1 protein-coding gene is annotated in these 2,471 nt (G+C 40.7%); it reads right to left on the reverse strand.

The features are described 5' to 3' along the window. On the reverse strand, window positions 1–2,471 hold a 2,471-nt coding region (locus ACHRV5_RS22230), incomplete at both ends, for an Ig-like domain-containing protein (protein WP_395428317.1).

Below are 2,471 nucleotides of genomic sequence, written 5' to 3' on the forward strand. Positions count from 1 at the left end.
GCTACAAAAGCACCACTTGTTTTCACGATATTAGAAACATCACCATCACAAGAATCAGTAGCAACCGGGAATTGTGTTTGAGCAGTAGTCAAAGCTGTTGCATCACTACATTGAACAGTTACGTTTAGTGTTCCGGCCTCAGTTGTCCATGTTGGAGCAGTTGTATCTTCGATTGTAATTACTTGTGTGAAAACATCAGAAGTATTTCCACAATCATCTTTAACAGTCCAAGTGTTAGTATAAGTTCCAGCGTTAGCGCAACCTTCAGAAGCTACAAAAGCACCGCTGGTTTTTACGATATTCGAAACATCAGTATCACAAGCATCAGTTGCAATAGGGAATTGTGCTTGAGCAGCATTTAAAGCTGTTGCATCACTACATTGAAGAGTCACGTTTAATGTTCCGGCTTGAGTTGTCCAAGTTGGAGCAGTTGTATCTTCAATAGTAATTACTTGAATAAAGGCATCCGTAACGTTTCCGCAATCATCTTTTGCAATCCAAGAGTTGGTATAAGTTCCAGCATTAGCGCAACCTTCAGAGGCTACAAAAGCACCACTTGTTTTGGTATAAGTTACAATTGAACAATTGGCTGTAGCTGCGGGAGCTTGATTTTGAGCAGCAGTTAATCCTGCAGCATCACTACATTGAACAGTAGTGTTTAATGTTCCAGCCTGAGTAATCCAAGTTGGAATTGCAGTATCCTGAACGGTAATTACCTGAGTAAAGACAGTTGAGATATTATTGCAAGTATCAGTTGCAGTCCAGGTGTTGGTGTAAGTACCAGTACTTCCACAGCTACCTTTTTGTAATTGACCAGTTACTTTAGTATAAGTTATAGTTCCATCACAATTATCTGTTGCAATTGGAGCTTGGTTTTGAGCGGTTGTCAATCCGTCATTATCGCTACATTGTAAAGTAACATCTAATGTTCCCCCTTGAGTTGACCAGGTTGGAGCAGTAGTATCTTCGATGGTAATGATTTGCGTGAAAATAGCAGAAGTATTTCCGCAATCATCATTAACAGTCCAAGTATTAGTATATGTTCCGGCGTTAGCGCAACCTTGAGAAGCTACAAAAGCACCGCTTACTTTTACAATGTTGGTCACATCCGTATCACAAGCATCAGTTGCTACTGGGAATTGAGCTTGAGCATTAGCCAAAGCTGTTGCATCGCTACATTGAACCGTTGTATTTAATGTTCCGGTTTGAGTTGACCAAGTAGGAGCAGTAGTATCTTCGATGGTAATGATTTGCGTGAAAACAGCAGAAGTATTTCCACAATCGTCATTAACAGTCCAAGTATTAGTATATGTTCCGGCGTTAGCACAACCTTGAGAAGCAACAAAAGCACCGCTTACTTTTATAATGTTTGTCACATCAGTATCACAAGCATCAGCAGCCACTGGGAATTGAGCTTGAGCATTAGCCAAAGCTGTTGCATCGCTACATTGAACCGTAGTATTTAATGTTCCGGCTTGAGTTGACCAAGTTGGCGCAGTAGTATCTTCGATGGTAATGATTTGAGTGAAAATAGCAGAAGTATTTCCACAATCATCATTAACCGTCCAAGTATTAGTATAAGTTCCGGCGTTAGCACAACCTTGAGAAGCTACAAAAGCACCACTCACTTTTACAATGTTTGTTACATCCATATCACAAGCATCAGCAGCCACTGGGAATTGCGCTTGAGCATTAGCCAAAGCTGTTGCATCACTACATTGAACAGTAGTATTTAATGTTCCGGCTTGAGTAGACCAAGTAGGAGCAGTAGTATCTTCGATTGTAATGATTTGCGTGAAAACATCAGAAGTATTTCCACAATCATCATTAACAGTCCAAGTGTTAGTGTATGTTCCGGCATTAGCACAACCTTGAGAAGCAACAAAAGCACCGCTTACTTTTACAATGTTGGTCACATCAGTATCACAGCTATCCGTTGCAACTGGGAATTGAGCTTGAGCATTAGCCAAAGCTGTTGCATCGCTACATTGAACAGTAGTATTTAATGTTCCGGCTTGAGTTGACCAAGTTGGAGCAGTAGTATCTTCGATTGTAATGATTTGCGTGAAAATAGCAGAAGTATTTCCACAATCGTCATTAACCGTCCAAGTATTAGTGTAAGTTCCGGCGTTAGCACAACCTTGAGAAGCTACAAAAGCACCACTTACTTTTACAATGTTTGTCACATCTGTATCACAAGCGTCAGCAGCCACTGGGAATTGCGCTTGAGCATTAGCCAAAGCTGTCGCATCACTACATTGAACCGTTGTATTTAATGTTCCGGCTTGAGTTGACCAAGTTGGCGCAGTAGTATCTTCGATGGTAATGATTTGTGTGAAAATAGCAGAAGTATTTCCACAATCATCATTAACCGTCCAAGTATTAGTATATGTTCCAGCGTTAGCACAACCTTGAGAAGCTACAAAAGCACCGCTTACTTTTACAATGTTTGTCACATCCGTATCACAAGC

Origin of the sequence: Flavobacterium sp. FlaQc-52, from assembly GCF_044007495.1 — a bacterium.
Classification (GTDB): Bacteria; Bacteroidota; Bacteroidia; order Flavobacteriales; family Flavobacteriaceae; genus Flavobacterium; species Flavobacterium cupriresistens.